Annotated in this window: 21 protein-coding genes; 15 read left to right on the top strand and 6 right to left on the bottom strand. The window is 72.2% G+C overall.

Annotated elements, in window-relative coordinates; genetic code table 11:
* The first annotated feature begins 113 nt into the window (after window positions 1-113).
* From D1J51_RS06995 to D1J51_RS06985, 3 genes are all read left to right on the top strand, one after another.
* The gene (locus D1J51_RS06995) at window positions 114-3,590 is read left to right on the top strand and encodes a hypothetical protein (protein WP_162903704.1); all 3,477 of its coding nucleotides are present in this window, start codon (window positions 114-116) and stop codon (window positions 3,588-3,590) included.
* Window positions 3,591-3,680: 90 nt separating this feature from the next.
* Window positions 3,681-5,336: a S1C family serine protease gene (locus tag D1J51_RS06990; protein WP_119074461.1), complete on the top strand. Its 1,656-nt coding sequence runs from the start codon at window positions 3,681-3,683 to the stop codon at window positions 5,334-5,336.
* A gap of 96 nt (window positions 5,337-5,432) precedes the next feature.
* A complete protein-coding gene (locus tag D1J51_RS06985; RefSeq protein ID WP_119074460.1) occupies window positions 5,433-7,811 on the top strand; it encodes a CDP-glycerol glycerophosphotransferase family protein in 2,379 nt (792 codons plus the stop codon).
* Here D1J51_RS06985 and D1J51_RS06980 read toward each other — a convergent pair.
* A complete protein-coding gene (locus tag D1J51_RS06980) occupies window positions 7,732-8,598 on the bottom strand; it encodes an SDR family NAD(P)-dependent oxidoreductase (RefSeq protein WP_240423012.1) in 867 nt (288 codons plus the stop codon). The two genes, D1J51_RS06985 and D1J51_RS06980, sit on opposite strands and share 80 nt — an antisense overlap.
* Window positions 8,599-8,602: 4 nt before the next feature.
* The gene (locus D1J51_RS06975) at window positions 8,603-9,643 is read right to left on the bottom strand and encodes a glycosyltransferase family 2 protein (RefSeq protein WP_119074459.1); all 1,041 of its coding nucleotides are present in this window, start codon (window positions 9,641-9,643) and stop codon (window positions 8,603-8,605) included.
* Between the two features lie 41 nt (window positions 9,644-9,684).
* On the opposite strand from D1J51_RS06975, the gene D1J51_RS06970 reads away from it, so the two are divergent.
* Window positions 9,685-10,902, top strand: coding sequence for a hypothetical protein (locus D1J51_RS06970; RefSeq protein ID WP_119074458.1), 1,218 nt, complete (start codon window positions 9,685-9,687; stop codon window positions 10,900-10,902).
* Here the strand turns inward: D1J51_RS06970 and D1J51_RS06965 are convergent.
* Both D1J51_RS06965 and D1J51_RS06960 read right to left on the bottom strand, forming a co-directional pair.
* Window positions 10,899-11,657, bottom strand: coding sequence for an ABC transporter ATP-binding protein (locus D1J51_RS06965; protein WP_119074457.1), 759 nt, complete (start codon window positions 11,655-11,657; stop codon window positions 10,899-10,901). The genes D1J51_RS06970 and D1J51_RS06965 overlap by 4 nt on opposite strands.
* The gene (locus D1J51_RS06960; protein ID WP_119074456.1) at window positions 11,657-12,484 is read right to left on the bottom strand and encodes an ABC transporter permease; all 828 of its coding nucleotides are present in this window, start codon (window positions 12,482-12,484) and stop codon (window positions 11,657-11,659) included. The genes D1J51_RS06965 and D1J51_RS06960 overlap by 1 nt, the downstream gene beginning before the upstream one ends.
* 184 nt (window positions 12,485-12,668) lie before the next feature.
* On the opposite strand from D1J51_RS06960, the gene D1J51_RS06955 reads away from it, so the two are divergent.
* From D1J51_RS06955 to D1J51_RS06945, 3 genes are read left to right on the top strand one after another with little or no spacing between them, the layout of a single operon-like run.
* A complete protein-coding gene (locus D1J51_RS06955) occupies window positions 12,669-13,484 on the top strand; it encodes an ABC transporter ATP-binding protein (protein ID WP_371414079.1) in 816 nt (271 codons plus the stop codon).
* Entirely contained in the window at window positions 13,454-15,025 is a 1,572-nt protein-coding gene (locus tag D1J51_RS06950; RefSeq protein ID WP_119074454.1) for a hypothetical protein, read from the top strand. The genes D1J51_RS06955 and D1J51_RS06950 overlap by 31 nt, the downstream gene beginning before the upstream one ends.
* Before the next feature lie 38 nt (window positions 15,026-15,063).
* Complete coding sequence (locus tag D1J51_RS06945) at window positions 15,064-15,336, top strand: DUF3039 domain-containing protein (protein ID WP_119074453.1); 273 nt, start codon at window positions 15,064-15,066, stop codon at window positions 15,334-15,336.
* A 25-nt stretch (window positions 15,337-15,361) separates the two neighbouring features.
* Here the strand turns inward: D1J51_RS06945 and D1J51_RS06940 are convergent, their stop codons facing one another.
* On the bottom strand, window positions 15,362-16,111 hold the full coding sequence (locus D1J51_RS06940; protein ID WP_119074452.1) for a DUF3592 domain-containing protein: 750 nt from the start codon (window positions 16,109-16,111) through the stop codon (window positions 15,362-15,364).
* Complete coding sequence (locus D1J51_RS06935) at window positions 16,108-17,493, bottom strand: nicotinate phosphoribosyltransferase (RefSeq protein ID WP_119074451.1); 1,386 nt, start codon at window positions 17,491-17,493, stop codon at window positions 16,108-16,110. Before D1J51_RS06935 ends, D1J51_RS06940 begins: the two co-directional genes overlap by 4 nt.
* A 129-nt stretch (window positions 17,494-17,622) precedes the next feature.
* On the opposite strand from D1J51_RS06935, the gene D1J51_RS06930 reads away from it, so the two are divergent.
* The 8 genes from D1J51_RS06930 to D1J51_RS06895 are packed head-to-tail and all read left to right on the top strand — an operon-like array spanning window position 17,623 to window position 25,322.
* A complete protein-coding gene (locus D1J51_RS06930) occupies window positions 17,623-18,468 on the top strand; it encodes a GntR family transcriptional regulator (RefSeq protein WP_119074450.1) in 846 nt (281 codons plus the stop codon).
* Window positions 18,386-19,447, top strand: coding sequence for a BMP family lipoprotein (locus D1J51_RS06925; protein ID WP_119074449.1), 1,062 nt, complete (start codon window positions 18,386-18,388; stop codon window positions 19,445-19,447). The genes D1J51_RS06930 and D1J51_RS06925 overlap by 83 nt, the downstream gene beginning before the upstream one ends.
* Window positions 19,448-19,482: 35 nt before the next feature.
* Window positions 19,483-21,036 (top strand): ABC transporter ATP-binding protein, encoded by a 1,554-nt coding sequence (locus tag D1J51_RS06920; RefSeq protein WP_119074448.1) that lies wholly within the window; start codon window positions 19,483-19,485, stop codon window positions 21,034-21,036.
* Window positions 21,033-22,163, top strand: coding sequence for an ABC transporter permease (locus D1J51_RS06915; RefSeq protein WP_240423008.1), 1,131 nt, complete (start codon window positions 21,033-21,035; stop codon window positions 22,161-22,163). Before D1J51_RS06920 ends, D1J51_RS06915 begins: the two co-directional genes overlap by 4 nt.
* On the top strand, window positions 22,160-23,062 hold the full coding sequence (locus D1J51_RS06910; RefSeq protein WP_119074447.1) for an ABC transporter permease: 903 nt from the start codon (window positions 22,160-22,162) through the stop codon (window positions 23,060-23,062). The genes D1J51_RS06915 and D1J51_RS06910 overlap by 4 nt, the downstream gene beginning before the upstream one ends.
* A 12-nt stretch (window positions 23,063-23,074) precedes the next feature.
* The gene (locus D1J51_RS06905) at window positions 23,075-23,656 is read left to right on the top strand and encodes a cysteine hydrolase family protein (protein ID WP_240423006.1); all 582 of its coding nucleotides are present in this window, start codon (window positions 23,075-23,077) and stop codon (window positions 23,654-23,656) included.
* Window positions 23,653-24,588, top strand: a complete 936-nt coding sequence (locus D1J51_RS06900) for a carbohydrate kinase family protein (RefSeq protein ID WP_119074445.1) — start codon at window positions 23,653-23,655, stop codon at window positions 24,586-24,588. Before D1J51_RS06905 ends, D1J51_RS06900 begins: the two co-directional genes overlap by 4 nt.
* The gene (locus D1J51_RS06895) at window positions 24,585-25,322 is read left to right on the top strand and encodes a nucleoside phosphorylase (protein WP_119074444.1); all 738 of its coding nucleotides are present in this window, start codon (window positions 24,585-24,587) and stop codon (window positions 25,320-25,322) included. Before D1J51_RS06900 ends, D1J51_RS06895 begins: the two co-directional genes overlap by 4 nt.
* Window position 25,323: the final 1 nt, after the last annotated feature.

Raw genomic sequence — 25,323 nt, 5'->3', positions numbered from 1 at the left:
AGCCCGACACGCCCCTGTGGATAGGCGGGACGGCCGACGCGGCGCAGCGAGCAGCATCGATGGGAGCGCCCGTTCGCGGCGCGATCGATCGATGCGTACCAGGAGGATGCGACATGATGAGATTCGATTCAGAGGGGCTTCGTGGCGGGTCTCGTGCCCCGCGCCCCGGTCTGCGGGAGCGAGTGGGACGGCTCGCGCGGCGGTTCGCGGGAGCCGCCGCGGCCTGCCTGCTCGTCGTCGGGGCGGTGGTCTCCGTCGATTCGACCCCTGCTCAGTCGCTGCCGCGGGGTGAGCGCGTCGAATTCCCCGGCGGCCTGACCATCTCGAACTTCGTGATGCCGAACGGCAAGCGGGCCTACTGCATCGAGGTGCCGCTCAGCGAGCCGTCGGGGTACATCTCCGAGGCCGGTCGCGTGGGGATTCTGCCGGGCCGCTCGGGCATGTTCCCGGCCTGGGGCGAACCGGCGGGCATGCGGCAGATGAACTATCTCATCGACCGGCACGGGCAGAACGGCGACGCCTGGAAGGCCGCGGCGGTGCAGCTGACCATCTGGCGCATGCGCGAGAACTTCACGGGGGGCAACGTCTCCCTGAACCAGAAGATCACGGTGCTGCAGAGTTCGCAGCGGGGCCGCGATCTCATCGCGGCATCCGATCGGCTCTACGCGGACGCGAAGAGGAACGCCAAGGCGCCCGTCGATCCGAAGCCGGTGACCGGCGCGCTCAGCCTCGGTGCGGACCCCGGTGGCCAGCCGGGTCGGTACCGGGTCGCCTACCCGAAGGGCACGACCTCACTGACGGTGCGCGGAGGAGTCTTCGTGCGCAACGGGGCCGAGAGGATCGCGGTGTCGCCGGCTGAGGCTGCTGCGCGGTACATCGACCTGCAGCCGGGCGCGGAGGAACTCGAGGTGACGGGCGCGTGGGTGGCGAAGGGGACCCGAGGCTGGGAGCCGAAGCTCGATATCTACAACACGAGTTCGGCGACGGGCGCGGTGGGGCAGCGGATCGCCGTGACGATCGGCAGTTCGGTCGGCCGGGACCTGACCGGCGTCTTCAAGGCGGTGTCGCAGGATACGCGTGAGCCCGCACCCCCGACCGCGTCCTCCCTGGCTCAGCCCTCTGCAGAACTGGGCGAGACGATGACCGACGTGCTGATCGTCACGCCGCCCGAAGGCAAGGAACTGCAGATGTGGCCGGATGCCGAGGCGGAGTTCACGGCCTACCTGCAGCCGGAGGCCGGGGCGCAGAAGTACGACGAGGCCTGGCGGCCGGTGCTGGGCGAGCCCTATGAGGCCCAGGCGGAGGATCCGGACACCGGTGCAGCTCTGTGGCGTGAGTGGTGGGCGGCGACCGATGGCAGCCCCCTGCTGGACCGGGCGGGCGAACCGATTCCCGTGGTGGGCCCCGACGGCCTGCCGACGTCGGGCACCGCCGCCGACGGCACGAGCTATCCGGTGCCGGAACTCGACGGGAACGGCCGGGCGGTTCTGGACGAGAACGGAGCACCCGCCTATCTCACGGGCCGGGACCCGGTGATGGAGGAACGGCGCGATCCGATGCGATGGAGCGCCGAGGAGATCGAGGCGATGAGCCCGGCCGAGCGGTGCACCGCTCAGCCGGTGCACCGGCAAGCGGGAACCCCCGTGCCCGGAGCGGGGCGATTCAGCTCGTCTCCCGTGCGGGTCCGCTCTTCCGGGACGATTCACTGGGTGGAGCGGGTGCGCTCGGGCGGCGAGGTGGTGCACGAGGGCGAGTGCGGTCTTGCGAACGAGACCACGCGCGTCGGGCAGCCGGGGGTGGTGACGCAGGCGCTGCCCGAAGCGGCGGTCGGCGAGGAGATCTACGACGTGGCGACCCTCTCGGGCACGTTCAGCCCGGAGACGAAGTACACCGTGCGCTTCGAGGCCTACCGGGCGCCGGGCGCGGCGGACGGCGAGGGGGCCGGCGCCCCCTCGGCCCCGCCGATCGGGCCCGCGCCACCGCCCGCGCCGGCTCCGGAGGCCCCGGTCTGCAACGCGGAGAACATCATCTTCCGCTCGGAGGCACTGCCGGTCACGGAGCCGGGCGACGTCCGCTCGCCGGGGCTCACTGCCCGTTGGGAGTACGGGACGACCGTGTGGTGGGTGGAGACCCTGTTCGCCGATACCGGAGACGGCCCTCGGGCCATCCAGCGAGGCGAGTGCGGGCTCGAGAACGAGACCACGCGCATCGCACGGCCCGCCGTGGAGACGGTGGCGATGGCCACCGCCGCAGTCGGGGATCGGATCTCGGACGTGGCGCGCGTCTCCGGGCAGATCTCTGCGAACGACGCCGCGCGCTGGGAGGTCACCTTCCGCGGCTATCGCGAGCGCTACGAGGCGATCGAGTCCTCGGCGGAGCAGCGGGAGTCGGGCGCGGAGCTCGCCGGCCCGCCGCTGTGCACGGCGGAGAACCAGCTCTTCGAGACGGGAGCGACCGAGGTGACGGGCCCCGGAGAGGTGCGCTCTGAGGAGGTGCTCGCGCAGCCCGACTGGGCGGGAAAGGTCTGGTGGGTCGAGACGCTGTGGCTCGTGCAGGGTGAGGAGCGCATCGCCGTGAGCGAGGGCAAGTGCGGGCTCGACAACGAGACGACGGTGATCAGCGCTCCGGAGGTGGTCACCCGCGCGAGCGGATTCGTGGCCGTCGGAGACCGAGTGCGCGATACCGCCGTCATCACCGGCGAGCTGAGCAGGCGCGAGGGCGTGATGCACGAGGTGGTGTTCGAGGGGTATCGCGGCGACGCGCGCGCCACCGGAACCGACGCCGCGGAGTGCACCGAGGAGAATCGGCTGTTCGCGACGGAACCGGTGCCGGTGGGCGGGCCCGGCGAGGTGACCTCGCCGGAGGTGACGGCGCTGCCGGAGTACGGCGACACGATCTGGTGGGTGGAGACGCTGCTGATGCGCGAGGGCGGAGAATCGCTCGAGCTGCAGCGGGGCCGCTGCGGGCTCCCGAACGAGACCACCACGATCCAGTACCCGGAGGTGCGCACGGAATCGGCGGGTACGGTATCCGTCGGCGAGGACATGTACGACACCGCGATCGTGACGGGTGCGCTCTCGCAGCGCGAGGACGTCGAGTTCAGGGTGACCTTCGCCGCATACGGGCGCGCCGCGTCTGGCGAGCTGACCTGCTCGCCCGAGACGGAGATCCCGGAGCTCGGCGACCCCGAGGGGGTCGTGGTCGCCGGACCGGGGCGTTACGAGTCGCGGCGGGTGCGCACCACGCCGGAGCAGGTGGGCCTCGGCGGCTACGTGGAGACGCTCGTGATGATCGAGGCCGGCGAGAGATACGTCGTTCGGACGGGCCGCTGCGGTGCCGCAGGGGAGAACTTCGAGGTGCGCCGGAGCGAACCCGCGGCTCCGGCGAGGCCGCCTCTCGCCTCCACCGGAGACGGGACGTTGCAGCCGCTGCTGATCGCCGGCGGGCTGCTTGTCGCCGGTGGTGCGGTCGTCGGAGCGCTGATGCGTCGCGGCGGAGGCCGTCGCGGCCGGATCAGGGAGTGCCGAGACGTCGCGGAGCTCGCCGAGCCGGGGGCGGAGCCGAGCGGAGATGCGCGCCGTGGTCGCTGATTTCCGGCGATCCGCAGATCACATGCAGTGCGTGCAAACCTAATTCATAGATTGGCAGGCCAGTCTGGTCGTACGAGAAGGGAGTCCCCGATGACCAACACCCCCGAGTACGACCCGCAGGGTTCGCAGCGCGTTCCCGGCGCCTCCGGCGGGGCGGGATCCGACGCAGATCGTCCGGATGCCGTCCCGGCCGGGGGGCGGGACGAAGCGCCGCAGCCGCCGCAGTTCCAGCACACGCAGCCGACCGCCCCCCTGCCCGAGTCGGCGGCGCAGGGTGATCACCGGCCTCTGCCGAGCGGGTACCCGGCCGAGCCGCAGGCGTCGGCGTACGGGGCGCAGCCGCCGCAGGGGCCGCACGGCTTCGCCGCGACCCAGCAGCAGGCCCAGCACCAGTACGGCGCGCAGGGTCCGGCCGCTCAGCAGAGCGGGGTCGCCGAGACGCCCCACCAACCGACTCAGCCGAAGAGCCGCACGGGGGCGCTGCTCGCCGGCCTCGCGATCGGCGCGCTGCTGGGCGGCGCGGTCGGCGGCGGAGTCGCGGCCGTCGTGGCCTCCAACGCGACGCAGCAGGCGGCCGGGCAGGGGCAGGGCAGTGGAACCGGTACCATCACCCTGAACAACGCGGAGAACGCCACCGCGATCTCCGGAGTCGCCGCCGTTGCGACCCCGAGCGTCGTCACGCTCGAGATCGCGGGCGGGGGCGCCAGCGGGTCCGGATCCGGGGTGATCTACCGGAACGACGGTTACATCATCACCAATGCTCACGTCGTCACCCTCGACGGCGCGGCCACGAGCGACGCGCAGATCCGCGTCAAGCTGAGCGACGGACGGATTCTCGACGGCGCCCTGGTCGGCGCCGACCCCTACGCCGACCTCGCCGTGGTGAAGGTCGACGCCACCGACCTGCCCGCCATCAAGACGGCCGACTCCAACAAGCTGAACGTGGGCGACCTCACCGTCGCCATCGGCGCTCCGCTCAACCTCGCGAACACCGTCACGAGCGGTGTGGTGAGCGCGCTGAACCGCGGCATCTCGGTGGGCAGCCCGCTGATCCCGCAGGATCCCTCGCCGCAGCAGGACGAGGGCCAGGGCGGCGGCCAGGGCGACAACGGCTACGGCTTCCCCTGGGACTTCCGTTTCGGCCTCCCCGACGAGGGCCAGCAGCAGCCCCAGCAGCCCCAGCAGCCGCAGCAGCCCCAGCAGCCCCAGCAGCCCCAGCAGCAGTCGGGCGGCACCGTGACGCTGCCCGTGATCCAGACCGATGCCTCGATCAACCCGGGCAACTCGGGGGGCGCGCTGCTCAACGGCAAGGGCGAGCTCATCGGCATCAACGTGGCCATCGCTTCGGCGGCGGGCTCCGGCGGCGGCACCGCAGGCAGCGACGGCCTCGGCTTCGCCATCCCGGCCAACCTCGCGACCCGCGTGGCCGACGAGCTCATCTCGGGCGACCAGCCCTCGCACGGCCTGCTCGGGGCGACGGTGGCGGACTCGACGCAGGACACCGACGAGGACGCGAACCGCGCGGGCGGCCTGCTCATGGAGCTCACCCGCGGCGGCGCCGCGGAGCAGGCCGGGCTGAAGCCCGGAGACGTCATCACGGCGGTCGGCGGCGTCCCCGCGGTCGACGGCACCTCGGTCTCCGCGCTGATCCGCATGCAGCCGGGCGGCAGCACCGTCACGATCGACTACACGCGAGGCGGCAAGGCCGCGAAGACGGAGGCCACACTGGGCAAACTCAAGTGGTGATCCGTCCCTCCCACAACCCCACGCAGACGCCGCGAGCGCCCCTTCCGAGGAGCGCGCTCGCGGCGTCGCCGTGCGCGATGGCCTAAAGTGGATCCGATGAGTACCGCCGGATTCAGCTTCGCGAGCGGCAATCTCGCGAAGCTGCTCGCGCTTCCCAAGTACCTGCTGTCAGTCCTCGTCTCCTGGTTCGTGCCGAGGCGCGAGCAGCGCTGGGTGTTCGGCAGCGGGATCGGCGTCGGAGAGGGGGCGCTCGTCCTGGCGCGGGCGCTGCGCCGGGAGGATCCCGCGGCCCGGATCACGTGGCTCGTGGCCGACGAGGCCGAGGCCGCGGCCGCGCGCGCCGAGGGCTTCGAACCGCTCGCCCGCGTCGGACGGCAGGGGTACTGGGCGACGCTGCGGGCGGGGCAGGTCGTGGTGACCCACGGCCTCGGCGACGCCAACCGCTTCGGTGTGCACGGCGCGCTCGTCGTGCAGCTCTGGCACGGCGCACCGCTGAAGCGGCTGCACCTCGACTCGCCCGTGACCACCTCCGTGCGCGGCCCCGCCCCGCTGCGCGCGCTGCTGCGGCGCATGTACCTCGCGGGCTCCCGGGAGGTGGATCTCTTCGTCGCGGGATCGCCGCTCGCCGCCGAGCGGCTGCGATCGGCCTTCCGGGTGGCGCCGGGCCGGGTGCGGGTGCTCGGCGACCCGCGCGACGACGCGCTCGCGGTCCAGGCCGTCGACCCCCGCGCGGCCGGCGAGGCCCGCCGCAGCCTCGTCGAAGCGCTGGGAGACGCGGGATCGCGCATCGGGGCGGACGAGACCGTCGTGCTCTACGCGCCCACGTGGCGCGACGGCGAGCCGGATCCCGCGGTTCCCGACGGGGAGGAGGCGGAGCTCATCCGACGCGCGCTCGAGCGCGCGAACGCCCGCCTCGTGATCCGCCCGCACCCGCTCGGCAGCGGGGCGTACGAGCCGCTCCTCGGGGGCCGCATTCACGCGCTGGGCGCCGACCTGGTGCGCGACGCCACCCCGCTGCTCGGCGGCGTCGACGTCGTGATCACCGACTACTCCTCGCTGGCCCTCGACTTCTCACGACTCGGACGGCCCATCATCTGGTTCGCCCCGGACCTCGAGCGCTACTCGAACACGCGGGGCCTCTATGAGCCGCTCGAGGTGACGAGCGCGGGCCGGGTTCTGCGGAACTGGGCGGGCGTCGCGGCCCGGATCGAGGAGCTCGTTCCCGGATCCCACGCTTCCCGCGCGGCGGAGGCCGACGCGCGGGCGCTGGCCGCGCGCTTCCACGCGCGCCCGGAGGGGGGCGCCGCGCGGCGCGTGCTCGCCGAGATCCGCCGTCTCCGCACGCCGGCCCGCGAGCTCGTGGCGGAGGATGCGGTCTTCTTCGAGAGCTTCTACGGGCGGCAGGTCGGCTGCAACCCGCTGGCGCTGGACCGGGAGATCGCGCGCAGTCACCCGGGCCTCGCCCGCTACTGGAGCGTGACGAGCGAGCGCCAGTCGGTGCCCGAGGGGGCGACCGCGCTGCTCGTGGGGGGACGGGAGTGGTTCGCCGCGCGGCGGTACGCGCGGCTGCTGGTGGTCAACGACTGGCTGAGATACGGCTTCCGGCGGCGGCGAGGGCAGACCGTGCTGCAGACCTGGCACGGCACCATGCTCAAGCGCCTCGCCCTCGGCCGGCCGGGCGCGGGTCTGCGCACCCGGATCGCGATCCATCGGGAGAGCCGCCGCTGGAGCCTGATGCTGTCGCAGAACCCGCACTCGACCGCCCAGTTCCGCTCCAGCTACGCCTTTCGCGGAGAGATCCTCGAGACCGGATATCCGCGCGACGACCGGCTCGCACGCGCGGTGGCGGGCGAGGAGCCCAACCCGGTCGAGGTGCGCACCGCCCGCGCAGCGCTCGGCGTCGCCCCGGAAGCGCGCGTGCTCGTCTACGCCCCCACCTGGCGCGACGGCGGGATCACGCTCGTGGACGAGCTCGACGTGCGCCGTCTCGCCGAGGAGCTGGGGGAGGATTGGGTGGTCGTGGCCCGCGGCCACACGCGCACGCACGCCTTCGGCAGCTACGGGGTGGGCGCCGGGGCGCGAGTGCTCGACGCCTCGCGGCACGCCGACGTCAACGACGTGATCCTCGCCGCCGACATGCTCGTCACCGACTACTCGTCGATCATGTTCGACGCCTCGATCGCGCGCGTGCCGATGGCCTTCTTCGTGCCCGATCTCGCGGCCTACCGGGATCGCGAGCGCGGCTTCACGTTCGACTTCGAGCGGGAGGCGCCCGGGCCGCTGCTCGCGCACCGGGCCGAGCTGGTGGCGTGCGCGCGGGAGCTCGCGGAGCGCGGCGCGGAGGCGGACTGGATCCGGGCGCGGAAGGATCGGGCCGCGGCCTGGCGAGGGCGATTCAATCCGCACGACGACGGCCGCGCGGCCGCGCGGGTCGTCGAGGCGCTCGTCGAGCGGGGCGCGCTGCCGGCGTCGTGATCCGGGCCGGGCCGGGGTCGCTCGTCGTGGTCAGCCGCTCGAGCAGGCGGTCCGGGATCACGCGCGCGAGCGGCGAGAAGAGGCGGTAGCGCCAGTCGGAGACGACGACCGCGCGGCCGCGGCGGACCCCGCGGATTCCTTCGCGGGCGACGCGCGCGACGGGCGCCCAGGCGACGCGGGGGAGCGACGGCAGGTGATCCGCGCCCATGCGCTCGTGGAACTCGGTGTCGAGCAGCCCCGGGCACAGCGCCGTCACGTTCACCCCGCGCCCGCGGTACCGGGCGTTCAGCGAGCGCGACAGCGACACGAGCGCCGCCTTCGCCGAGCCGTAGGTGCCCGCGGGCGTGAAGGCCGCGACGCTCGCGACGTTGAGGATCCAGCCGCGCCCGCGCCGCAGCATGCCGGGCACCGCGGCGTGGCAGAGGCGCAGGGGCGCCCAGGAGAGCAGCTCGTGCAGCCGCCGTTCATCCGCGATACCGCTCGCCTCGAATCCGTCGTGCACGCCGAAGCCGGCGTTGTTGACGAGGATGTCCACGGGGGAGTCGTCGCGTCGCAGCCGATCCGCGACCCGATCCTGTTCCGAGCCCTCGCTCAGATCGGCCGCGAGCACCTCGGCCCGCACCCGGTAGCGGTTCCGGAGCTCGGCGGCAACGCCCTCGAGGCGCGCCTCGTCGCGCGCCACCAGCACCAGGTGCACGCCGCGCGCGGCGAGCTGCCGGGCGAGTTCACGGCCGAGGCCCGCCGAGGCGCCGGTGATGAGCGCGGTGAGGCGCACGTCGGAGGCCACGCGATCACACTCGCGAGCGGTCGACCACCCGGCCGCCGCCGAGGAGCAGGCCGCGCAGGAAGCCCGCGCCCCAGCTCAGATGCATGGTCACGAGGGTGGCCGCGGTGAGCAGGCGGTCGCGTGCGCCGCGCTGATCGGGGATCCGGATCACGGCGAAAGCGACCCCGAGCAGGTAGCCCGCGGCGGGCGCGAGCAGCAGCGGCCACCCCGACGCCCAGGGGAGCACGCCGAGTGCCAGCAGCAGCAGGCCGACGAGACCCGCGGCGATCCCGAGCACGAGCGCGCCCGGGACGAAGAACCGCCACGGGTTGGCCCGGCCGTAGCGTCGCACGAGCACCGCGCGCCAGGTGCCGGTGGCGAAGAACTGCCGCGCGAGGTCGCCGAGGCTCGCGCGCGGCCAGTAGGTCACGCCGAGCGCGGGCTCGAACCACACGGCGTATCCGGCGCGCCGCAGCCGCAGGTTGAGCTCCCAGTCCTCGCCGCGCAGGATCTCTGGGTCGTAGCCCCGCACCGCCTCGAGCGCCTCGCGCCGGAAGATGCCGAGGTAGGCCGACTCCGCCGGCCCCGGGGCGCCGTCGCCGTGGTAGGCGCCCCCGCCGAGGCCGAAGGGACTGTTGTATCCGCGCGCGATCGCCCGCTGCACCGGCCCGTCGCCGGCGGCCCGCATGACGCCGCCCACGTTCGCCGCGCCCTCGCGCCGCAGGGCCGCGATCCCGAGCCGCGTGTAGTCGGGGGTGAGCTCCGAGTGCGCGTCGACGCGCACCACCACGGGGTGCCGGCTCGACGCGATCGCGCGGTTGAGGCCCGCCGGGATGTCGCGCTCCGGGTTCGCGACGAGCCGAACCCGGGGATCCTCGGCGGCGAGGCGGCGGGCGATCTCGTCGGTGCGATCGCGCGAGGGGCCCAGGGCGAGCACGATCTCCTTCGCTCCCGTGTAGTCCTGCGCGAGGATCGTGCGCACCGCCGTCTCGAGATACCCCTCCTCGTTGAGCACCGGCATGACATAGCTCACCGCGGGGGAGTCCGGCAGGGGGGTGAGGAGCACCCCCCGATCCTCCCACAGGAAGAAACGATTACCCTGGAGGGATGCAACTGGCGAAGGATGCGAAGCGCGCCGTGCGGCTGGCGAAGCGCGTGCTCAAGGGGCGCCGGGCCTACTTCGAGCTGCGGGACATGATCGAGGGTCGCGGGCCGCTGCCCGAGCAGCACTACCGGGTCGGCGTCTACTTCGCCGACAGCGACGTCAACATCTATCAGATGCGCCAGTGGTACGCGCCGCTGCGCGGGCTCTCGAAGCGGTGGCCGGTGCTGGTGCTCGCGCGCAACGCGGCGGGGGCCCGGCAGCTGATGCGCGAGAGCGGGCTCGACGTCGCATTCGTGCCGAAGGTGACCGACATCGAGCAGGCGATCGAGCAGCAGCGGCTCGACGTGATCCTGTACGTGAATCAGAACACGCGCAACTTCCAGATGATGCGCTACGGCCGGCGCTGGCACGTCTTCATCAATCACGGCGAGAGCGACAAGATGTACATGACCAGCAACCAGCACAAGACGTACGACGTCGCGCTGGTGGCGGGCGACGCGGCGCGGGCGCGGCTCTCGAAGGCGCTGTGGGACTACGACGTCGCGCAGCGCACGATCCCCATCGGCCGCCCGCAGACCGATCACCTCGACGGACGCCCCCCGTTCGAGCCCGACGATCGCACGGTCGTGTTCTACGCCCCGACCTGGGAGGGCGACCGCCCCGCGGCCTGCTACGGCTCGGTCGCCACGCACGGCGAGAAGCTCGTGTGCGCGCTCCTGGCCACCGGGCGGCACCGGGTCGTGTACCGACCGCACCCGCGCAGCGGCGTCGTGGACCCCGAGTTCGGGGCGGCGAACCAGCGCATCATCGCCATGCTGGAGGAGGCGAACCGGCAGGATCCCGCGGCGCAGCACCTCTACGACGACTCCCCGGCGCTCGGGTGGCAGCTCAGCCTGCCCGATGCGGCCATCTGCGACATCTCGGCCATGGTGTACGACCGCCTCGCGACGGGCAAGCCGCTCATGGTCACGCGGCCGACCGCTCCCGAGGCCGCGGTCGACGAGGGAGGGTACCTGAGCGTCTGCGAGTGGCTCGACGCGGTCGACGCGCCCGACATCGCCGAGGTGCTGGATCGGGTGATCGGCGACGCCGCCGCCCGCGAGCGCCTCGGCACCTGGTCGCAGCACTACTTCGGCGACACCTCGCCCGGGGCGCCCACCGCGCGGTTCCACGCCGCGATCGAGGCGCTCCTCGCCCGCGCGGAGGCGCGACGGGCCTAGGCGGGGTGGTCGCTGTTGTAGCGGTCGAGCACCTCGTCGATGGGGGCGTCGAGCACGAGCCTTCCCTGATCGAGGTACAGGCCGCGGCCGCAGAAGCGGCGCAGGTCGCGCTCGTTGTGCGAGACGAGGAAGAGGGTCTTGCCCTCGGCCAGCAGCTCCTCGATGCGGCGGTAGCACTTGGCGCGGAACGCCCTGTCGCCCACCGCGAGCACCTCGTCGACCAGCAGTATCGGTTCGTCGAGCTGCGAGATCAGGGCGAACGCCACCCGCACCTTCATGCCGCTCGAGAGGTGCTTGAACGGGGTGTCGATCACGTCCTCCGCGCCCGCGAAGTCGATGATGGACTCGAAGCGCCGGGCGATCTCGCCCTTGCCGAGGCCGTGCAGCCCAGCCGTGAGGTGCACGTTGTCGCGCACGGTCAGATCGCCGACGAAACCGCCGGTGATCTCGATGAGCGGCGCGACGCCGCCGCGCACCCGAACGCGGCCCTCGTCCGGGAACAGCACCCCGGCGACGAGTTTGAGCAGCGTCGACTTGCCCTGCCCGTTGCGCCCGACGACGCCGATCGCCTCGCCGGGGCGCACATCGAAGGAGACCTCGCGCAGCGCCCAGAACTCGCCGGGCCGGCTGCGCCGCGATCGTCCCGCGAAGAGGTCCTTGAAGCTGCGCCGCGAACCCCGGTTGCGGCGGAAGCGCACGCCGAGGCCGCGGGCCGAGATGATGGTCCGCCCGGCGTCGGTCGAGGTGGCCTCCATCACAGCTCCTTCAGAACGCCGCCGATGGTGCGGCGGAAGACGACCGCGCCGACGGCGAGGATGACGAGCGAGAGCGCGGCGGAGACGCCGATGAGCGGCCAGTTCAGCTGATCCGGGAAGAATCCCGCGCGGAACAGCGCGAAGATGCCGGAGAGCGGGTTGAACCAGGCGAAGGGCTGCGCGAAACCGGGAAGATCGGAGGCGCCGTAGATGACGGGCGACGCGTAGAAGAGCACGCGCAGGATCAGCTTCGCCGCGCGCTCGAAGTCGCGGAAGAACACGGTGAGCGGGGCGATGATGAGCCCGATCCCGAGCGTGAGCGCGGTGAACAGCAGCACGGCCACGGGGAACAGCAGCAGCCCCCAGCCCGGTGTCGCCCCCGCCCCGATCGCGAAGACGACGAGCACCGGGATGCTGAGCAGGAACTCGATGCCCTTGGAGCACACGATGCGGCCCACCCAGATCCAGTGGGGCAGCGACACGGAGCGCACCAGCCTCACGTCGCGCAGGAACGCGCGCGTGGAGTCGGAGACCGCGCCGTTGAACCACACCCAGGGCAGCATCGCCGTGAGCAGGAACACGATGTAGGGCTCTTCGCCGACCGTGCGCGAGAACACCTGGGTGAAGATGAACCAGTAGATGAGGCTCATCAGCAGCGGGTCGAGGATCGACCACAGGTATCCGAGCAGCGAGGTCGAGTACCGCACCTTCAGGTCGCGGCGGCTCAGCAGCCACAGCGAGGACCACGCGCTCGCGCGCGGCGGCCGGTGCTCGGAGGAGGAAGTCACAACAGCTATTCTGCCGGTTCCTGCGGACCCGGCGCGCATCGGGCGGCGCGCCGGGTCGATCGGGCGGTGGATCGCCCCGCGGAGGCGCGGCCCCCGTGCGGTATGCACCGTGCGGTCGAGATGATTTGATAAATTAGAACTCGTGCCGCCCGAAACCACGTCAGCCACGTCCGTTCCCCAGTCTGAGGAGCGAGCGCCGCGTACGGGCCGCATTCAGGTTCCGGTGCCCTCCGTCGTGCGCGCCCGCGAGCGCGGGCGGCTGGCCGAGCAGAACCCGGTCGTGCTGCGCACGGAGATGCTCACGAAGACCTACGGACCTCTCGTCGCCGCCGGCGACGTTTCGATCGACGTGCACGCGGGTTCGTTCACGGGCATCGTCGGCCCGAACGGCGCGGGCAAGACCACCACGCTCTCCATGATCAGCGGGCTGCTGCGCCCCACCTCCGGCCGCGTGACCGTCGGCGACGTCGACGTCTGGTCGGATGGGCCCGCCGCGAAGCGGCTCATCGGCACGCTGCCCGACCGGCTCCGACTCTTCGACCGGCTCACCGGGGCGCAGCTGCTCTACTACTCGGGCGTGCTGCACGGGGTGCCCGAGGCCGCGGTGGCGAAGCGCTCCACCGAACTAGCCGAGGCGTTCGGCCTGGAGTCTGCGCTCGGCCGCCTCGTCTCCGACTACTCGGCGGGCATGCAGAAGAAGATCGCCCTCGCCTGCTCCATGATCCACGCGCCCGAGGTGCTCGTGCTCGACGAGCCGTTCGAGGCCATCGACCCGGTCTCGGCCTCGAACGTCACGGAGATCCTCGAGAAGTACGTCGGCGGCGGCGGCAGCGTGATCATGTCGAGCCACAGCCTCGATCTGATCCAGCGCGTGTGCGACCACGTCTCGATCATCGTCGACGGCAGCGTGATCGCGCAGGGCACGGTCGACGCCGTGCGCGACGGGCTCAGCCTGGAGGAGCGGTTCACGAAGCTCACCGGCACGAGCGACACGAGGAAGGGACTCGAGTGGTTGCACGGCTCTTCCGACTCCGAGTAGCGCTGCTGGGGGGCGCCTTCCGGGGCTCGCTCGCGAAGGGCCTGCGCACCTCGCTGTGGTACCTCGTGCTCGCCGCCGCCGCCGCGCTGCTCGCCTACCTGCCGGCGCGGCTCATCCCGGCCGGCGAGGATCGCGCGCTCGTCGACACGCTCATCGGTGCGATCCTGCTCGCGGCGGTCTTCGTGGTGCCCTTCTTCGAGAATCGGCGCCACCTCGAGCCGCGGCAGTTCGCGCAGCTCCCCACGAGCCCGGGCGCGATCGCCTTCGGACTGCTCGTCACATCGGTCGTGAGCTGGCCGTTCCTGCTGCTCGCGGTGTGGCTCGTCTCGCTCGGCGCGCTGCGACCCGAGTGGCGCGAACCGGGGTGGATCGCCCCGGCCGCGCTCGCTCTCGCCGCGGTGCTCGCGCTCTGCAGCGCCAGAGTGATGTCGGCGCTCTCCAAGCTGCTGGCCGGCCAGCGCTTCGCGGGAGCCCTGCACACCGCGGGGGCGGTGCTGTTCGTCGCGTTTCTGCCGGTCGCGGTGTTCGCCGGAGCGACGGCGTTCGGCCCCGACGGGCGCGACGCCGCGGCCGCCGCGGCCGACGCAGCCGCCTGGACCCCCTTCGGGGCTCCCTTCGCCGCGCTCTCCCTCGCCGCGTCCGGCGACGTGGACGGCGCCATCGTGCATCTTCTCGTCGTTGGGGGCGCGATCCTGCTCCTCGTGGCGCTCTGGATCCCGATCACGTGGGTGTCCAATCAGCGCGTGGCGCGTCCCGCGGATCCGGCCGTCGCGCGCGCCGGGCTCGGCTGGTTCGAGCGCTTCCCCGCCCGCCCCTCCCAGGTGATCGCGGCGCGCGAGCTCACCTACTGGGGGCGGGATCCCCGCTACCGCGTCGCGCTGTTCGCGATCCCGATCGCTCCGATCGTGATGCTGCTCGCCTTCTGGGTCGCGGGAGCCGACCTGCGCACGCTGTCGCTCGTGCCGCTGCCGATCATCCTGCTGCTGCTCGGCTGGTCCCAGCACAACGACGTCTCCATGGACTCCACCGCCATCTGGGAGCACGTGGCGAGCGGCATCCCGGGGCGTGCGGATCGCGCCGGGCGTCTCGCCCCGGTGATGCTGATCGGCGTGCCGCTCGCGCTCATCGGGTCGAGCATCACCGTCACGGTGCTGGGGGACTGGCGGGTGCTGCCCGCCGTGATCGGCATGAACGTGGCGGTGCTGCTCGTGGCGAGCGCCGTGTCGAGCGTCTTCTCGGCGCTGATGCCCTACCCCGCGACACGGCCGGGCGACAGCCCCTTCGTGCAGCCCCAGTGGTCGGGTTCGGGATCGGGCCTCGCGCAGACGCTCTCGATGCTGATCTCGCTCGTGCTCGCCGTGCCGCCCGTGTGGTTCTCGGTCACCGCCCTCATCGATGTCGAGTTCGTGCAGAACGTCTGGGCGCTGCTCTTCGGCGTCGGCTACGGTGCGGTCGCGCTGCTGCTCGGCGTGCTCATCGGCGGGTGGATCTTCGACCGCAGCGGGCCCGAGCTGATCGCGGTGACGCAGGTGTTCGACTGACCCCGGCCCCGGCGCGGCGCCGGGGTTACAATGGGCGCATGGGTATCTTCACGCGAAGCGATTCCGGATCCGCCGGGGGAGCCGATGTGCTCGACCGCGAACTCGAGAAGCTGCTCGAGGAAGAGCAGATCGAGGAGGGCGACCACGAGCGCTTCTCGCACTACGTGCCGAAGGACAAGATCCTCGAGTCCGCGGTGACGGGCAAGCCGGTGCGCGCGCTCTGCGGCAAGAAGTGGACGCCCTCGCGCGACCCCGAGAAGTTTCCGGTCTGCCCCGACTGCAAGCGGATCTACGAGCGCATGAAGAAGTAGCGCCGGGCGGTGCCCGGCCGGTTCGTCAGCGCGCCGCCTTCTTCGTCCTCGCCAGGTTCACGTGGATCGACGAGCGTCGGCCCGGGTGATCGGGGTCGTAGCGGATCTCGTACCCGTCGCCGATGCGCGGCATGACGCGTTCCTGGAAGCGGATGGAGGCCCGATGCCACCGCGTCCGGCCGGTGCGATCCTCGTAGCGCAGGGTGACCCTCCAGCGATCGATCCCGGCGACTGTCTCGACGTCGACCTTCGTCGCAACGGCATCGGCCGGAGCGCCGTGGGTCCTGGACCAGGCCCGACGTTCCGCACGCGTGGCGAGCGCGCGGCGGGTGATGGGGCGGATCACCAGGGCGAGCGCACCGAGCGCCGTGAGCAGCACGGGCAGCGCCAGGGATCCCGAACCCACGAGGGCGGCGAACGAACCGAGGCCGAGACCGAGCGCCGCCCAGCCGAATGCGGAGAAGATGCACCAGGCCGGGCCGGTGCGGCTCCTGGCGCGAGCGTAGCCGTCGACCGCACCGGCGACGATGATCAGCAACGGGAGGACGATCAGCGAGACCCGCGCGATCTGCTGCACCGTCTCCGAGGTGCCGTCGGTGCCGACGAGCCAGTCGGCCCCGGCCCAGCGCACCCACCGGCCGCCGCCGAGAACGCGCGCGTTCGACCAGCCGGTCACCAGCGATCCCGCGAACGTCGCGCACCACAGCACGGTCGATGTCGCGCGCAGGGTGCGGGCGTTCCTCCACCACCGCAGTTCGGGATCCACCGTGCTCATGACGTACTCCGTTGCGCCCGCCGGTACTCGGTCGGGATCGCCGGGTCGCCGCGGGTGAGCCGCATCGCGACGGGCGGGAGCTCGCGCACGCGCAGCGCGTGCCGCTCGCGGGCGGCCGCGATGCCCTCGGCGCCCGTGTGCCCCGGCTGCACCGAGCCGGCGACGACCAGCGGGGCGAGCACCGGGCGGGCGCTCCCGCACTCCGCGCCGGTGCCCTCCGCGCCGGTGCTCTCCGCGCCGGTGCCCGCCGCGCCCCCGGGCTCTCCGCCGGGGCCGTCGCCCAGGAGCATCAGTTCCGCGGTCGCGACGCCGCGTGCGCTGTACTCGCGGCGCACGCTCTTGCGACCGCCGACCGAGACCTTGTCGGCCGACTTCTTCGCCACCGACACCCAGCGGCCGGCGTCGTCCTCGCGGGCGACGAGCTTGTAGACCATGCCCATCGTGGGCGATCCGGATCCGACGACCACCGAGGTCCCCACGCCGAAGCTGTCCACCGGCGACGCCGCGAGCGCCGCGACGGTGTACTCGTCGAGGTCGTTGGTCACGGTGATGCGGGTGCGGGTCGCGCCGAGCTCGTCGAGCAGCCGCCGCACGCGCGCGACGACCACGGGCAGGTCGCCCGAGTCGATGCGCACCGCGCCGAGCCCCGTGCCCGCGACCTCGACGGCCGTGCGCACGCCCTGCTCGATGTCGTAGGTGTCGACGAGCAGCGTGGTGCCGGTGCCGAGCGCCGCGACCTGGGCCTCGAAGGCCTCGCGCTCGCTGTCGTGCAGCAGGGTGAAGCTGTGCGCCGCGGTGCCCATCGTGGGGATGCCGTAGCTGCGGCCCGCCTCGAGGTTGGAGGTGGCGCTGAAGCCCGCGATGTAGGCGGCGCGGGCGGCGGCGACGGCACTGCGTTCGCCGGTGCGGCGGGATCCCATCTCGGCGAGCGGCTTGCCGTTCGCGGCGTGCGCCATGCGGGAGGCCGCCGTGGCGACGGCGGAGTCGGCGTTGAGGATGCTGAGGGCGAGCGTCTCGAGCAGCACCCCCTCGGCGAAGCTCGCCTCGACCGTGATGAGCGGCGAGCCGGGGAAGAAGACCTCGCCCTCCGGATATCCCCAGATGTCGCCGCTGAAGCGGAAATCAGCGAGCCAGTCGAGGGCGGCGTCGCTCACGACGCCCCGCTCGCGCAGGAAGCCGAGCTCGGCCTCGGTGAAGCGGAAGCGCTCGATCGCCTCGAGCAGCCGGCCGGTGCCGGCGACAACGCCGTAGCGCCTCGCGCCCGTGAGGCGTCGCGCGAAGAGCTCGAAGACGCTGCGCCGGTGAGCGGTGCCGGCCTGGAGCGCGGCGTCGACCATCGTGAGCTCGTAGTGGTCGGTGAGGAGGGCCGTCGAGGTGTGCACGTCGTCAGCCTAGCCGGTCGGGTGCCGCTGAACGGGGACCGAGAGAATGCGAGATCTTCCTCCGGCGGCGACGATCTTGTGCCTATACTTGACCGGACAACAGGATAAGATGCGGAATAGAGGGCAGTGATGCGATTCGATCTCGACACCGAGCGGGGTGCGCAGCCGCTGTACATGCAATTGGCCAATGCGCTCGAAGCCCACATCGCGGATCAGCAGCTGTCGCCCGGCACCCAGCTGCCGAGCGAGCCGATGCTCGCAGCCGAGAACGGCCTCTCCCGCGCCACGATCCTCAAGGCGTTCGAGCTTCTCGTCGACAGAGGACTCGTCTCACGCCGGCGCGGCAAGGGCACCTTCGTGCGCGCGCGCCCGATGGAGCGCAAGCTGCCCGAGCTCACGAGCTTCAGCGAGCACATCGACAGCCTGGGCCTCGTTCCGGGCAACATCCTGCTCGACTACGCGGAGTTCGCCCCCGGTGCGCAGGATCGACCCGGCTCGCCCTTCCCCGAGGACGTCGGTCTGGTCGTGCTCGAGCGGTTGCGCAGCGTGGGCGGCAGCGCGGTCGGCCTGCAGCGGCTCATCGTGCCCGACTACATCGCCGCCCGGGTCGGACTCGACGAGTGGCGCGCGGCGCAGCTCGACTTCTCGTTCTACGGCGCCCTCCGTGCCGCCGGTCTCTCCCTCGCTGAGGGCGAGGAGACGCTGCGCGCAATCAACGCGGAGCCCGACGAGGCCGAGCACCTCGGCGTCGACCCGGGGACCGCGCTCATCGAGGTAGACCGCCGCTCCCACGACGCCTCGGGGCAGCTCCTTGAGCACGTGCGTGCCCGTTATCTCGGCACTCACTACCTCTACCGCGTCACCCTCAACAACCCATCCAACGGAGGATCTCATGAAACGAACCCGAGCACTGCTCGTCGTGCCGGCGGCGGCTACGCTCCTCGCGCTCACAGCCTGCTCGACGGGCGCGGCTGACAGCAGCGGTAAAGACGGGGGCAGGGTCGCCCTCGTCATCGCGCAGGGCGGCCTCGGCGACCAGTCCTACAACGATCTCGCGAACGCGGGCTTCGAGAGGGCGCTCGCCGACACCGGTCTCCAGGGCAGCACGATCGAGTCCGACGACGTCGTCGGTCAGGGCGAGCAGCTGTTGCGCCGCGCCGGCCAGTCGGGGGTCGACCTCGTCATCGACCTGGAGTTCTCACACAACCAGATCATCAGTCAGGTCGCAGCGGACTTCCCGGAGAGCGACTGGGTGATCGTCAACGCGGAGGCCAAGGGCGACAACGTGGCCTCGGTACTCTTCCAGGAGCAGGAGGGCTCCTATCTCGCGGGCGCCCTCGCGGCGATGCAGACGACGAACACCGAGGATCCGAGGATCAACGCGGACAAGGTGATCGGGGTGATCGGCGGTACCTCGGGCGTGGGCATCGACAAGTTCCTCGTCGGCTTCATCCAGGGCGCGAAGGACATCGATCCCGAGGTCGAGGTGCTGACCGCGTACTCCAACGACTTCGCGGACCCGGCCAAGGGCCAGCAACTCGCGCAGTCGATGTTCGAGCGGGGAGCCGACATCGTGTACTCGGTGGCGGGCGGCACCGGTGCCGGGGTGATCCAGGCCGCCGATGAGTCGAACCGCTACGCCATCGGCGTGGATGACAATCAGGACGGCGTCGCGCCGGGCTCGGTGCTCACGAGCGTGCTGAAGCGCACGGACCTCGCCGTCGAGACGGTGATCGGCGACTACGCGAAAGGCTCCTTCCCCGGCGGCAAGACGCTCACCTTCGGCCTCAAGGAGGACGCGGTGGGGCTGACCGACTTCGAGTTCACGAAGGACGCCATTCCGCAGGCCACGCTCGACCGGATCGAGGAGCTGAGGCAGGGCATCATCGACGGCAGCATCGACGTGTGGAACGTGGTGAGCGACGGCTACCCCGACTTCTACCAGGGCGGCTAGGCCGGCACGGACGCGTCGGAAGAGCTGAACAGGTGATGGAAGACGTGACCCAGGCGGAGCGCGACTCCCCGCCCCGGATCGAGGCGCGCGGGATCGCGAGGTCCTTCGGGCCGGTGCGCGCGAACCGCGACGTGTCGCTCGTCGCGCACCGCGGAAGAGTGCTCGCGGTCATCGGGGAGAACGGCGCGGGCAAGAGCACGCTGATGAGAATGCTCTACGGCCTCGACCAGCCCGACGACGGCGAGATCCTGGTCGACGGCGCGCCCGTGCGCTTCGCCGGCCCGCGCGACGCGATCAGGCGCGGGATCGGCCTCGTGCAGCAGGAACTCGCCATCGTGCCCGACCTCACGCTGCTCGAGAACCTCGTGCTGGGCCATGAGCCCTCCGACTTCGGCCGCATCGACTGGCGCCGGGCGCGCGAGGAGGCCGAGCGGCTCGCGCGGTCGGTCGGCACCGACATCGACTGGGGCCTCCGGGCCGCGCACGCGCCGATCGCGATCCAGCAGCAGATCGAGATACTGCGCTTGATCGGCAGGGGCGCCGACGTGCTCATCCTCGACGAGCCCACGGCCGTGCTCGCGCCGGCCCAGGCCACTCAGCTGCTCGGCCTGCTCCGACGGCTCGCCGACGACGGGCGGACGGTCGTGTTCATCAGCCACAAGCTCGGCGAGGTGATGCGGGTCGCCGATGAGATCACGGTGCTGCGGGCGGGGGTGACCCAGCCGGCCATCCCGAGCGGCGAGGCCTCGGTCGAGATGCTCGCCCGCCTCATCATGGGCGGGGAGCCCCTGCCCGCGGACGCGCCGAGGCCCGGGGAGCCCGGCGACGTGGTGCTCGAGTGCCGCGGCCTCGCCGCGCGGGACGACCGGGGGGTGGAGCGCCTGTCGGGCATCGACCTCGACGTGCGCTCGGGGGAGATCCTGGGCGTCGCCGCGGTCACCGGCAACGGCCAGGAGGAGCTCGCCGAGGCCCTCATCGGGCTGCGGAAGCCCGAGCGGGGCACGATCAGGCTGCGCGGGGAGCGGCTCGCGAGACCCTCCGTCCGCGCGCGGCGGCGCGCCGGGTTCGGCTACGTGAGCGCCGACCGCAAGCAGGAGGGCCTCGCGCTCGAGCTGTCGATCGCCGAGAACGCCATCGCCACGCCCGCCCTGGCGAAGCTCTCTCGCCTCGGCTGGCTCGTGCGCTCCCGGGTGCGGGCCGCGGTCTCCGATGTGCTGCAGTCGGGCGCCGTGCGCTACGGCTCAGATCGGGATCCGATGTCGAGCCTCTCCGGCGGCAACCAGCAGCGCGTGGTGATCGCCCGCGAGCTGCGGGAGAAACCCTCTGTGCTCATCGCGAGCCAGCCGACCCGCGGCGTCGACATCCGCGGGATCGGCTTCATCCACGAGCAGCTGCGCGAGGCGCGCGACGCGGGCGGCGCCGTCTTGCTGTTCAGCGAGGAGCTCGACGAGATCCAGGCGCTCGCCGACCGCGTCGTGGTGCTGCATCAGGGCCGCGTCGTCGGCGAGCTCGGGCGCGGCGCCGATCGCGTCGAGCTCGGCAAGCTCATGCTCGGCACCGGCACCGGGCGGCGGGAGGGAGAAGGGTGACCTTCCAGCAGGCGCCCGAGACGGGCGCGAACACGAGCTACGTACCCGTCCCCGTGCAGCAGCGCGGAATGCCCTGGCGGCGTATCGGCCGGTCGGCGTGGCGCATCGCAGTGCCGGTGGCGATCGCGCTCCTCGTCGGCGCCGTCGCGCTCCTGATCGGCGGCGAGAGCCCCGTCGAGATCTACGGCATGCTCGCGCAGGAGGCCTTCGGCGACGCGGCGAGGATCAACGCGACCCTCACCGCGGCCACCCCGCTGCTCTTCACGGGCCTCGCGGCGGCGATCGCCTTCCGTGCCGGCGTGTTCAACGTCGGCGTGGAGGGGAGCTTCGCCTTCGCGGGACTCGCCGCCTCCGTGGTGGGCGCCGGAATGACGGATGCGCCGCCCGCCGTCGCGATCGCCGCCTGCCTCGTCGCGGGCGGCCTCGCGGGCGCGCTCGTGGCGCTGATCCCGGCGGCGCTGCGCACCTGGCTCGGCGTGGACGAGGTCGTCTCGACCCTCATGTTCAATTTCATCGTCGCGGGCGTGACGGCCTGGCTCGTGCAGTCGTTCTTCCTGGCCCCCGGCCAGGCGAATTCGGCGACCGCCTACATCGCGACCCCGGCCGAGCTCCCGCTGCTCGCCCCTCCCGGTCAGCTCAGCGCGGGCTTCCTCATCGCGATCGCCCTCGTCATCGTCTACGCGGTCTGGACCAGGCGCACTCAGCTCGGCTTCGAGTTCGACGCGGTCGGCCGGACGCCGCGCTTCTCGGCGGCGCAGGGGCTCCGCGTTCGCCCGGTCCTGATGACGGCCATGCTCGCCTCGGGCGCGATCGGCGGCATCGGGGGAGCCGTGCACACCCTCGGCCTGGTCCACCGCTTCTCGGTCGGCTTCTCGGCGAACTTCGGGTTCACCGGCATCGCGATCGCGCTGCTCGCGCGTTTCAATCCGATCGGGATCGTGATCGGCGCGGTCGCCTTCGGTGCGCTCGCAGCCGCCGGCGCGACCGTGCAGCTCTTCGTGAACATCCCCATCCAGCTCATCGACATCCTGCAGGGCGCCGTCATGATGCTCGCGGTCGCGCAGTTCGCCATTCCGCGGTTGCGCAGGCGCAGGAGGTCCGCGGAGAACACGGAGGCGAGCGCATGATCGACAGCATCATCAACTCGACGCTATTGCTGGCGGTGCCGCTCGTGCTCGCCGCGCTGGGCGGCGCGATCCACCGCCGTGCGGGCGTGGTCAACATCGGCCTCGAGGGGCAGATGCTGGTCGGGGCGTTCCTCGGCATCCTCGCGAGCGCGGCGACCGGCAACTGGCTCGTCGGCGTGCTCGCGGGCGGTCTCGGCGGGGCGCTCGCCGGACTCGTCATGAGCCTGGTGATCACGCGGCTCTCGGCCAACGAGATCATCGTGGGGCTCGGCTTCAACATCGTCGCGCTCGGGATCGTCGGCTTCGTGCTCCGCGCGGTCTTTGGGGTCTCGGGCACACTGCGATTCCCCGATCAGCCCCGGATCCCGCGCATCTCGATCCCGGGTGTCGACGGGATCCCGGTCCTGGGAGCGATGCTGAGCGGAAAGGACGCGCTGTTCTGGCTCGCCGCGCTGCTCGTGCCGTTCCTGGCCTGGGCCTTCGCCAACACCCGGTGGGGCGTCCGCACCCGCGCGACGGGCGTGAGCGAGCGGGCGAGCGCGTCGCTCGGCGTCCGCACGCTCGGTCTCCGCGACACCGCGGGGATGCTGGCCGGCCTGCTCGCCGGCCTGGGCGGCGTCGCGCTCTCGCTGGGCGTGAGCGGTCTCTTCAACGAGAACATGATCGCCGGGCGCGGCTTCGTCGCGCTCGCGGCCTTCTACTTCGGCCGCTCCAAGCCGTTGGCGACGGCGCTCGCGTGCCTGCTCTTCTCCTTCTTCGACGCGCTGCAGATCCGACTCCAGACGAGCGGCGGATTCTCCGCGGACCTGATCCAGACCCTCCCGTACATCGCCGTCGTCGCGGTACTCGCCTGGGCAGGCTTTACCGGCCTGCGCAGGCGGGCGCGCGTGACCGCCTGACCCCTGAACACCGTGAAGGACACCATGTCGTACTCCCGCCGCCCCGACACCGCGCTGCTGCTCGTGGACGTGATCAACTCCTTCTACGATCCCGGTCACGCCAACTACTACCCCGAGGTCGAGGAGACGCTGCCGGCGCTCGCGTCGCTGCGCGACGCCGCGCGGGCCCGCGACGCGCTGCTCGTGCACGTCGTCGAACGGCACTATCGGGGGCTCGACGACTACGAGTTCGCGAAACTCCCGCGCCACCACCAGGACGGAGCGCGAGACGCGGCGTTCTTCCCCGGGTTCGAACCCGTCGACCGCGACCGGGAGATCGTCGTGCCGAAGCGCCGCTACTCGGGCTTCTACGCGACCGACCTCGACCTCCTCCTGCGGGAGCAGAGGATCACGCGGGTCGTCGTCGCCGGGGTGAAGACCAACGTGTGTATCCGGGCGACCGTGCAGGACGCGTTCGCGGGCGGTTTCGACGTCGTCGTGCCGCGCGAGGCGACGAACTCCAACCGCCCGCACCTCGCCGAGGCGAGCCTCGAGGACATCGGGCGCTACTTCGGCCGGGTCGTGCCGCTCGCAGAGGCCGAGGAGATGCTGTGACGGAGCATCTCCCGACCCTGGTGGTGAGCGGTTACGCGAGCGTGGACTACGCCATGCAGCTCGCGCCGTTCGAGGGACACCACGCGACGACGACAGTGCGCTCCCGCGCGGACGAGTGGCCGAGGTACGGCGGGATCGCCCACGTCACCCGCGCGGCGGCCCGCGCCGCGGGAGGCGCCGTGCGGGTCGCCGCGCTCTCGTGGGTCGGAGGCGACGCCGAGGGGGAGGCGTGGGTGCGCGCGGTGGAGACCGGCGGGGCCGACACCTCGGGCGTCGCGCGCTCGGGCTCGCGCAGCCCGAGCGCCCACCTCCTCTACCCCGAGGGCCAGGGGGCCATCTGCCTCTTCGACCCCGGGGACTGCCACGCCGACCGGCTCACCGCGGCGCAGCGCGAGCTGCTCGCCACCGCGGACGCCGCGGTCGTGACGGTCGGGCCGGAGGAGACCACCCGGGAGCTGCTCACCGCGATCCCGGCCGGCGCCCCCGTCTTCTGGATCGTCAAGCAGGATCCCGCCTCGCTCACCGCCGAACTCGTCGCCGAGCTCGCCTCCCGGGCGCGTCTCGTGACCCTGAGCGAGGGCGAGCGCGGATACCTCGAGACCGTCGCCGCGGCAGCGGCGCCCGGAGCCTACGTCGTCGTGACGCGCGGATCGGAGGGGGCCGAGCTGCTCCGCGTCGGCCCCGGATGCGAACTCACCGGCGTGGGGTCGGTTCCCGCACAGCCGGTGACGGGCGTCGACACGACCGGGGCCGGCGACACCTTCTCCGGCACTCTGGTGGCGCTCCTCGCGGCCGGGGGCGATCCCGAACCGGAGGAGATGCTCGCGCACCTCGCCGCGGCATCCGATGCCACCGCGCGGATGCTCTCCGAGAGACGCCCCGATCCCGACCTGCAGACCGATCACCAGCGAGACGAGAAGAGGAACGCATGACAACGCCGAGAGAGGCCTGGTACCTGCACTGCACGCCCGACCAGGTGGGGGAGGACGCCATCGTCGTCGGCGACCGGGGCCGGGTGCTGCTCGCGACCGAGCTGCTCGACGATGCGGTACTGCTCAACGAGGACCGCGGTCTCACAACGGCGACGGGGAGCCACCGTGGCCGGCGAGTCACGGTCAGCGCCTTCGGCATGGGGGCTCCCGTCGCGGCCGTGGTCGTGGAGGAGCTCGCCTCCATCGGGGTCCGACGCGTGCTCCGCCTCGGGACCGTCATGACTGCGGGTCCCAGCGAGCTCGGCGACCTCGTCGTCGCGCACGGCGCGATCCGGAACGAGGGAACCTCCGCGGGCTACCTGCCCATCGGATACCCGGCGGTGCCCGACTTCGAGCTGACCGCGCGGGTGGAGGCCGCCGCCCGGGCGACGGGCCGGCCGGTGCGCACGGGCATCTACGAGACCGCGGACGGCTTCTACACCGACCTCATGCGCCGAGAGGACCCCGAGAGACAGGCCGAGCTCGTGGCCAGGCGCCGCCTGCAGCACGTCGTGGGCGCCGACATGGAGACGAGCGCCGTGCTCGTCGTCGCTCGCGCCCTCGGGATCGCGGCAGCCTCGCTCTGCCTCGCGAGCGTGAGCGGCAGCGACTACTCCAAGCTCGACGCCGAGCCCCGCCGCGAGGCGGAGCTCGACCTGCTCCGGGCAGGCCTCGAGGCGCTCGCCGCCGAGTGAC

The organism is Leucobacter sp. wl10 (assembly GCF_003569785.1).
Taxonomy (GTDB): Bacteria; Actinomycetota; Actinomycetes; order Actinomycetales; family Microbacteriaceae; genus Leucobacter.
This window is presented reverse-complemented; position numbering and strand designations above follow the sequence as displayed.

Coding starts and splice junctions, on each gene's coding strand:
- D1J51_RS06995 (WP_162903704.1), top strand. CDS start 114: ATGATGAGATTCGATTCAGAGGGGCTTCGTGGCGGGTCTCGTGCCCCG.
- D1J51_RS06990 (WP_119074461.1), top strand. CDS start 3,681: ATGACCAACACCCCCGAGTACGACCCGCAGGGTTCGCAGCGCGTTCCC.
- D1J51_RS06985 (WP_119074460.1), top strand. CDS start 5,433: ATGAGTACCGCCGGATTCAGCTTCGCGAGCGGCAATCTCGCGAAGCTG.
- D1J51_RS06970 (WP_119074458.1), top strand. CDS start 9,685: ATGCAACTGGCGAAGGATGCGAAGCGCGCCGTGCGGCTGGCGAAGCGC.
- D1J51_RS06965 (WP_119074457.1), bottom strand. CDS start 11,657: ATGGAGGCCACCTCGACCGACGCCGGGCGGACCATCATCTCGGCCCGC.
- D1J51_RS06960 (WP_119074456.1), bottom strand. CDS start 12,484: ATGCGCGCCGGGTCCGCAGGAACCGGCAGAATAGCTGTTGTGACTTCC.
- D1J51_RS06945 (WP_119074453.1), top strand. CDS start 15,064: ATGGGTATCTTCACGCGAAGCGATTCCGGATCCGCCGGGGGAGCCGAT.
- D1J51_RS06940 (WP_119074452.1), bottom strand. CDS start 16,111: ATGAGCACGGTGGATCCCGAACTGCGGTGGTGGAGGAACGCCCGCACC.
- D1J51_RS06930 (WP_119074450.1), top strand. CDS start 17,623: ATGCGATTCGATCTCGACACCGAGCGGGGTGCGCAGCCGCTGTACATG.
- D1J51_RS06925 (WP_119074449.1), top strand. CDS start 18,386: ATGAAACGAACCCGAGCACTGCTCGTCGTGCCGGCGGCGGCTACGCTC.
- D1J51_RS06920 (WP_119074448.1), top strand. CDS start 19,483: ATGGAAGACGTGACCCAGGCGGAGCGCGACTCCCCGCCCCGGATCGAG.
- D1J51_RS06910 (WP_119074447.1), top strand. CDS start 22,160: ATGATCGACAGCATCATCAACTCGACGCTATTGCTGGCGGTGCCGCTC.
- D1J51_RS06895 (WP_119074444.1), top strand. CDS start 24,585: ATGACAACGCCGAGAGAGGCCTGGTACCTGCACTGCACGCCCGACCAG.